The sequence below is a fragment of the Schleiferilactobacillus shenzhenensis LY-73 genome, assembly GCF_000469325.1.
Lineage (GTDB): Bacteria > Bacillota > Bacilli > Lactobacillales > Lactobacillaceae > Schleiferilactobacillus > Schleiferilactobacillus shenzhenensis.
The window spans coordinates 375,401-383,349 of record NZ_KI271582.1 but is presented as its reverse complement, the minus strand read 5'-3'; the positions used below and the strand labels follow the sequence as shown (position 1 = coordinate 383,349).

Here is a 7,949-nt window from a genome sequence, read left to right as displayed (position 1 = left end):
CGGCGGCTACCGCTTGAAAGACGGTACAGTGACAAAGAACGGGTACTATGGCGGGGGAGACATTCCGTCAGCAAATGGTGACAGAGAAGAATTCGGTACAAGAATGACGTACATTCATGGGAAGTTCAGACTAGATCAGCTGCAAATTGGTAGTGATGACCTAGTTAATAATATTGCAGATGACGATTAATAGGGAGGAAACAAGAAATGTACACCAGCAGGAAGCAGCGAATGCAAGCCGCTCATCAACAACAGCAGCCCAGCAATCAGCACCCAGAGCAGCCCCAAATCCAGTATCAAGATTATCAGTACCAAGGGCAGCAATACCAATCACAGCAAGAGCAGCCTCAAGATCAGTACCAAGGAAACCCGCAAAATCAATACCAAGGACAATACGACCAATACTCGTCTCGGCCGACACCGCAGCCAGTGCCTCGCCAAACAAATCGACCAATAGCTGCGCCTACATACTCGGTGGGCATGAAGGGCGCCATGAACCAGTTTTTCCACAATTATGCCAACTTCCGTGGTCGGGCCAGCCGTACTGAGTTCTGGTATTGGCAGCTGGACAACTTCCTGATCATGGTTGTGCCACTGATTTTTATCATCATCGGGTTGAATCACTTATCCAACATTTACGGCGGGTTAAGCAACATGGGATACGATATTTCCATGGGGGACATGTGGCCCGTATTGCTTGGCCTCGGGCTGTTACTTTTGTGGGCTTTAGCCACTGTCGTCCCCATGATTGCTCTGTTTATCCGCCGTTTTCACGATGCCGGCGCCAATCCAAAATTGTTGTGGATTGCACCAGCAATTTACTTAATCGACGGTCTATTAGGTCAGATCCATTTGTTACCCGATCTGCTGGATAGCCTACTGTTCATTGGTATGCTTCTGGTCGTTGCGGCGTATTTGATTATCGCGTCGCGACCGTCGGTGTAACGAATTCAAGAATATGACGTTGATTCAAAGCCAGTTCTGTGCCCTGTCGTTGGGTACAATTCGGTAATGAGGGACCATTGGTAACCATGATAATTTGAAAATTAGGGCAGCCAGCCTGCGCAGAATCATCAAGAGAACGGGAGAAAGCCATGGTAAAAACACGCGTTGTTGGTATTGGGGCCGGGAAATTCACCTTAGAGAATGCCATTAATGGCAGTGAACTGGGAGACACGATTGCTATTGAACCAGGTCATTATTTGACCAAAACTGGTATTAGTTTGCAAGACGTAACAATTCGGGGTCTGGGCCAGGCACCGTCCGATGTTGTCATCACAGGCTTCTTTGGTGTCCGTGAAAATGGCAATTTGACAATGGAAAACTTGACTCTGAATGAATTATCTGCAGAAGTGAACATCATCGTTGTGAACAAAAAAGCATCCTTCTCAGCCGCCAACGTTCAGTTTAACGCGTCAGGAGAAAAGTTCAGTCCAGTTGTCGTACAGAACGGAAGCATTGCACTAACAACGTGTACTGTGATGACACGTTCGAGAAACTTCTTCGGCATCGATACAGTTGGCAGCGTCGTCAGTATCGAGCAATGTGACATATCTGGCATCTCTGTAGATCATTCCACATTGGCCATTCAATCGTCGCAGATTCGGAATTCTTTGATTTGTGTCGACAGCAAAGTGTCCGCTGGCAGTCTGATTTTTCTCAACACTGATATCAATTTTTACACATTTGTCATAACTGAAAAAACAAATTTACAGATAGATGATCTGGTACTGCCGATTGGTTCATCAATTGCCCACGTCCTGGACAGTTCAGCCACTGCCCAGTTAACGAACATTGACCAGAATCATGTTCTCACGGTTAGGCAAGACGCGACTGCTGTCTTACAAATTCCCAATGTCCAGGTTATTCTTGAAGAGAGCGCCACCAGTACCGAAGAAAAGGAGCAGGGTGGAACATCGGGACTTGCTCCAGAAAATCAGACTGATTCTGCAAAAGATGGTGCGACTGAACAACCCGCGAAAGCTTCTGATGACGCGCCAGTTGAAAAACAGGTCGACAAAGATTCACCCGAACCCACCAATCAGGAGGAACCAAGTCCAGAATCAGCCATGGGGAAGCTGAACGACATGATTGGGCTCGAGGATGTGAAAAAAGAAGTCAAACATTTCATCAATGTGGCCGTCTTTAACAAGAAGAGGGCAGAGGGCCATCAACAAGCCATTTCGGCCTCACTGCATTCCGCTTTTCTCGGTAATCCCGGCACAGGAAAAACGACGGTTGCCCGGTTAGTCGCCCAAATCATGTATGAGGAACACGTTTTGCCCACGGATCACTATGTTGAAGTCTCCCGAGCTGACTTGGTCTCCCAGAATGTCGGCGGGACAGCGATCCAAACGCAGGCGGTCTTAGAATCAGCCCTGGGCGGCGTCTTATTCATCGACGAAGCCTATAACCTTTACCAAGAAGGCGGGAGCACCAACTGGGGTCAGGAAGCCGTCGACACCATCATGAAGTACATGGAAGATCACCGCAATGAGTTGATGATCATCTTTGCCGGATACACCAAGCCCATGCAGGATTTGCTCAGCATGAACCAGGGGCTGCGTTCACGCATCACAAATTGGTTCCACTTTGCGGATTACACCCCAGAAGAAATTGCTGAGATTGGCTCGCGGCAGCTGACCGCCCAAGGCTTCACCGTAAACGACCCATACTACCGGACTGCGGTGATGAAAGCGTACAAGAACGATATCAACCATGATAACGGCCGCTGGATCAGGACATTCAATGAAAAACTCCTGGGGGTGGTGATAGACGCTGTCCAAGCCGACCCGACGCGTGATGACTCCCAAGTGCTGGACAGTGATATTGACAGGTTGATGGGCGGCGCAGAGGATGAGAAAGCCGCCAAAGTGGCTGCCTTGTTGACTGAGTTGGATGGCCTCGTCGGCCAAGCGGCAGTCAAGCAAACAATCCACGACTTGGTTGACCAGGTCCGTGTGAGCCAAAAGATGGGCAGTAAGCTCGGCGAAGAAGACCGGCCGACCTACCACATGGTGTTTGCCGGCGATGCCGGTACTGGGAAAACAACCGTCGCCAGAATCCTGGCTCAGTTGTTTTACAACCTCGGGGTCCTACCCAAAGACACGGTCAGCGAGGTGAATCGTGCGGCACTGATTGGCCAGTATATCGGTGAAACGGAAGCGAAGACCAGCAAAGCGATTCGCGATGCTTTAGGCGGCGTCTTGTTTGTTGACGAGGCGTACCAACTGACCAGCGAAACTGGTCAGGACTTCGGTCAGAATGCCGTAGAAACATTCATCACGGAATTGGAGAATCACCGCCAAGACTTTGTGGCCATCTTTGCTGGTTATTCCCAGCCCATGCAGCATTTTCTGGACACCAACCCGGGTTTGCGTTCACGGATTCCCTATACCCTCGAATTTGCAGATTACACACCAACGGAAATTGCTCAAATTGTGACTCAAATCGTGACGAAGCGGTTTACGGTTAACACCGACCTGCTAGAACAAATTGTTTCAACGCAGTATACCCAGTTGCCAGAGAACGAAAGAGCCAATGCCCGCTGGGCGAGAAACTTCGCGGAGAAATTAATCAACCGGCACAAGTTGTGGCTTGTGGACCATCTGGACACTGATGATATGAAGCACATTTCGGACGAAGTCGTGACCGGCATGGCCGAAAGCAAATAAAGTACTTCCAGCGCATAAATCAGTCAATTGTCGAATTGAGTTCCTTCCACAACACCAACCAGCAACCCCCCCACAGCCAAAATTTCGCCGTGGGGGGGTTTGCTGGTTGGATTGCCGAATACGGGCACGCTGCGAAGCAGCACCACAACCAAGCACCATTATGGATTCCGCCAATGGCTGCCATACGCAGCATACAACGCAGGCAAATCAAACAGGTTCGTCGTCATCCCTGCATCCGTTAGGAGAGGTTGAATCAAGGGGACTAGACTCCTCAGATACTCCTTGGCGCCCATGATCTGCAAGCTATTCAAAATCGTGGCGACTCGCTCGAAGTCGGCACTTTCACCCGACTTTGCTTGTAACAAAATCCGCACGATTTCCTGTTTCAAACGGCCTTCCAAAAAGGGCGGCTGGGTGTCCCCGCCAGCAAATTGTTCATAAGCAGTCTGAGCAGCGGGGTATTCGCCAACACGCAATAGACGTAATATCCCGTCCAGCTGGATGTCCGCCAAACCGGACGTGAAGAGCGTTCGGCGGTTATCAGTCAATCGCGTCAATTGGGCCATATTTTCTGTGAGTAGTGCTGAAAGCGAAATGACGGGTGTTAGAGCAACCAGCTCGTGGGCAATGGCGATAGTAAATGCAGACCATAGGGGCGTATCGAGGATTTGCGCCATCGCCCTCTGGACCGTTTGGTCGGTTGGAGACAGGGCAACATCAAAGTAATGAACCAGCAGCAAGGTACAATAATCGGCGTAGTCCATGTTCTCTTGGATGCCGCCAATCGTGAGAAATTCCGTCATGGCTGCGGTGATGGCGGATTGATTGCCCGCCAATGCGAACCACTTGAGCTCATCCAGAATATGGGCGTGGAGATCGATTAAGTCTGGCACAAACTTCTCCCAGTTCACTTGGAGCCGATTGATCAGTTGAACAAAGGTCACTGCTGACAAATGTGTCTTACCTTGTTCAAATCGGGAAAGGGTGCTTGGCGCGATAATGTCGCGACTGACTTCCCGTAAGTTCAAACCGCGCTCTTTGCGATAGTATGCGAACTTCTTCTCAATTTCCATGTTGGGCTCTTTCTGTTGTCGTGAATTCATCCCATTGTTTAAGTACTTTAGCAGCATGCCCAGGGACCATCTCATTGGTCCACATGGCCACCAACTGTCGAAATCTATTATCTAATGCTGGACTCGGTGCATCGTGATATGCCAGCATCATCCGGTAACTTGCTTGGTTGTATAGAAGAACAATATTACCTTGCATCGAAAACTTGCTTAACGTCTTAGCCATCTCTGCTGCCTCATCAAAATCTTGATAAGCGATAGTGGTCCAGATGAGCGACTGACATACACCGATGGCATCACAATATTCAGACGGCTGCCAATGAATTGAAAAACTATCGTTGTGGTGACTGATAAACGAGATCAACATCGGCCAGATGCTGTGAATCTGATTGGAAGTCAAAGTATAATGAGACATCGCCAATAACAATCCAATCTCAAATTCTCCCCAGTCTTTCACTGATTCCAAGTAGTCAAACAGGATTGATACTTCCGTTTGCTTATCTGTCGGCAGAAACTCTGGTGTGTACATATTCGCTAATAAGCTGAACCGAATCGCTGCCAGGCGATAATACAACCAGGGATGATGCTGATATTGGGCCTTATAGAAATCCCGCTGCCTTGCTAAACCGGCAACGGTGCCGTCCTCATTCACCGGATAAAAGACACGATCCCGATTCTCCATCAGAAATTGGCTCTCTAGGTAACCCACCGTCCCGTAAAGCCGCGGCAGCAATTGCACGAAAGTCTCCGCACTGATCTCACTTTCTCCGCGTTCAAACCGTGACAGAACCGCGTCTGAAATAATGTCGTGATCAACCTGCCGCAAGGTCAGGTGGGCATCGATCCGTTGGTGACGCATGAATTCTCCGAGTTCCATGGCTTTCCTCCATCCCCAGTAACCCCTGAAACAGCCTCTTGTTGCATATGCACAATCAGCGTCTCTCCGGTGTTGTTTCCGATACCATAAGTGTATCAGAAGACGGAGAGGGGAACCATCATGGCCGAAATTTGGCTGCCAATCACTGGCGAATGGCAATATGAAGTCAGCAGCTTAGGCCGGGTACGCAACGTTGACAATCCAGACAAGATGTTGAAACTCAGCCGGCGGCGGCACCAATGCTATTTTGTTGCTTCCCGACGCGGCAAGCATCGGATTTACCGGTTAGATAAACTCGTTCTGGGAACATTCGACATGTCTTTCAATCGGCACGATCCGCAGCAGGAGGTCATTCATCTGGACGGTGATGAGGCCAACTGTGCCTTGGTCAATCTCAAGGCCGTGTCTCGCCAAGAGAAAATCAAAATATGGCAAGAACGGTCAGTCTATCGTACCCCGAAAGACCGTTACATTGAGATGCGGGACGAAAAAGGGGAGCTGATCAAAAGTTTCAAAGGTTACACCCAAGCCGTTCGTTTTCTTCAAGCCGATGGGCAGTTGCCCCCTGGCGACGTCTTTCTCCGCCGCGGGGTCTCGCGCTTATTCTACTACTTGAACCGGGGCAGCGACCCCCAAAAGAAGGTTTACGGCCACTACTGGCGGGCACCGCTCAAGGCCGGTAAGAACGCATCAGACAGACCAGGCGAGGGGTCGTAGCCGGCGCCTTCGGTTGACAACTTTTTTTCCTGCCTGTATCGTGTAAGTGTTATCTAAGTAGAAGAAAAGGGTGCGAATTTTGAAAAATTTGAAAGCATGTACCTCCATCCTGGTGGGTAAGAAGGCCTCCCTGGATGGGTCCACGATGATTGCCCGGAACGACGATACTTTTCGGCCGTTGACACCGCAGCGGTTCTATATGGAGCCGGCCGTGCACAACAAACCGGGCCGGATCCTCAAGTCCTGGCTGAATGATTTCCAAGCCGAGCTGCCGGCGGACAGCTACCGTTACAACGCCGTTCCCAACGTGGATTACAAACACCGCGGCTATTATGACGAGAGCGGCATCAACGAGAAGAACGTGGCCATGAGCTGCACCGAGAGCACTTACGGCAATGAACGCAGTCTGGCGTACGACCCGTTGAACACGAAGGACGGTTTGGACGAGGACTGCATGCAGACGATGGTGCTCCCGTACATCGACTCCGCCCGTGACGGTGTCCAGTACCTGGGCAAGCTGATTGCTAAGTTTGGTTCTGCGGCTGGCAACTCCGTTCTGTTTTCTGACCATGACGAGGTCTGGTACATGGAAATCGTCACCGGTCACCACTGGGTCGCTCAGCGGATCCCCGACGATTGCTACGCGGTTGCTGCCAACGAAGTGGCCATTCAAGACGTTGACTTCAGCAAGACGGACGACTTCATGTGGTCCGACGGCATCCAGGACTTCGTCGAGAAGAACCACCTGAACCCCGACTTCGACCGCTGGAACTTCCGCCACATCTTCGGCACGTTCAATGAGAAAGACCGCCACTACAACACCCCGCGGGTATGGTACATCGAGAGCCGCTTGAATCCGGAACTCGAACAAGATCCTGAAGACGGCGAGCTGCCCTTCATCTTGAAGCCGGCGCAGAAAGTCTCCACAGACGACATCGAATATCTGCTCGGGTCGCACTATAACGAGACGCCCTATGATCCGATGGGTCACGCCGACAAGGCGGACCGCCTGCGGTATCGGCCAATCGGCCTGAACCGCACCCAGAACTCCCACATTCTGCAACTGCGCAACGATGTGCCGGAAGCTTACAGCGCCATCATGCACATCTGCGAAGGCTACCCGGCATTTGCCCCGTACGTACCTTTCTACACCAACGCCAACGACACAGATCCCAGCTGGTCCCACACGCCGCTGACCCACGACTACGAGAGTGCTTACTGGCTGTACAAGTCTCTGTCATTCTTAGTGGAGAGCCACTACGTTAAGTTCATCCAGAAGGATCTGGATTACTTGAAGGAAGGCCGCCGCCACAAGCGCGAGCTCATTGCCGCCATCGACAAGCAGGCGGCTGAGATCAAAGACCCGGCAGACCTGACCGAATTCTTGACCCGGCAGAACTACAAGATCGTGGCCGATTACCAAGACAAGGCCAAGGCGTTGATGAGCGACTTGATCATGGATGGTATCGAGTTGTCCCAGCTCACGTTCAACATGGACGAGAACCTGTAACATTTTGCAGTAAGAAATCGACGTCACATCAGCTCCGCGGAAGTACATTTTCCCGCGGAGCTTTTTTCGTTCAGCGGGTTGGAATGGGAAAGATGCGCGGT

The 7,949-nt window shown here is 50.9% G+C and carries 7 protein-coding genes; 5 read left to right on the top strand and 2 right to left on the bottom strand.

What is annotated here, in order from left to right:
- The 3 genes from L248_RS16180 to L248_RS01700 all read left to right on the top strand — a co-directional run.
- On the top strand, positions 1–190 hold a 190-nt coding region (locus L248_RS16180; protein WP_220095309.1), incomplete at its 5' end, for a hypothetical protein.
- A gap of 17 nt (positions 191–207) precedes the next feature.
- Positions 208–945: a DUF805 domain-containing protein gene (locus L248_RS16175; RefSeq protein ID WP_040534231.1), complete on the top strand. Its 738-nt coding sequence runs from the start codon at positions 208–210 to the stop codon at positions 943–945.
- A gap of 149 nt (positions 946–1,094) precedes the next feature.
- Complete coding sequence (locus tag L248_RS01700; protein WP_022528315.1) at positions 1,095–3,674, top strand: AAA family ATPase; 2,580 nt, start codon at positions 1,095–1,097, stop codon at positions 3,672–3,674.
- 158 nt (positions 3,675–3,832) lie between these two features.
- On the opposite strand, the gene L248_RS01695 is transcribed toward L248_RS01700, so the two are convergent.
- Together L248_RS01695 and L248_RS01690 are read right to left on the bottom strand one after the other, a co-directional pair.
- Positions 3,833–4,747: a helix-turn-helix domain-containing protein gene (locus L248_RS01695; protein WP_022528314.1), complete on the bottom strand. Its 915-nt coding sequence runs from the start codon at positions 4,745–4,747 to the stop codon at positions 3,833–3,835.
- Positions 4,737–5,621, bottom strand: coding sequence for a helix-turn-helix domain-containing protein (locus tag L248_RS01690; protein WP_022528313.1), 885 nt, complete (start codon positions 5,619–5,621; stop codon positions 4,737–4,739). The genes L248_RS01695 and L248_RS01690 overlap by 11 nt, the downstream gene beginning before the upstream one ends.
- Before the next feature lie 120 nt (positions 5,622–5,741).
- Here L248_RS01690 and L248_RS01685 point away from each other — a divergent pair, with 120 nt between their 5' ends.
- Positions 5,742–6,338, top strand: a complete 597-nt coding sequence (locus tag L248_RS01685; protein WP_022528312.1) for an NUMOD4 domain-containing protein — start codon at positions 5,742–5,744, stop codon at positions 6,336–6,338.
- Between the two features lie 79 nt (positions 6,339–6,417).
- Entirely contained in the window at positions 6,418–7,848 is a 1,431-nt protein-coding gene (locus L248_RS01680; protein WP_040534229.1) for a C69 family dipeptidase, read from the top strand.
- Positions 7,849–7,949 lie beyond the last annotated feature (101 nt).

What these genes read in the sequence shown, in the direction of transcription:
- L248_RS16175 (WP_040534231.1), top strand. Translation starts at nt 208, where the DNA reads ATGTACACCAGCAGGAAGCAGCGAATGCAAGCCGCTCATCAACAACAG.
- L248_RS01700 (WP_022528315.1), top strand. Translation starts at nt 1,095, where the DNA reads ATGGTAAAAACACGCGTTGTTGGTATTGGGGCCGGGAAATTCACCTTA.
- L248_RS01695 (WP_022528314.1), bottom strand. Translation starts at nt 4,747, where the DNA reads ATGGAAATTGAGAAGAAGTTCGCATACTATCGCAAAGAGCGCGGTTTG.
- L248_RS01690 (WP_022528313.1), bottom strand. Translation starts at nt 5,621, where the DNA reads ATGGAACTCGGAGAATTCATGCGTCACCAACGGATCGATGCCCACCTG.
- L248_RS01685 (WP_022528312.1), top strand. Translation starts at nt 5,742, where the DNA reads ATGGCCGAAATTTGGCTGCCAATCACTGGCGAATGGCAATATGAAGTC.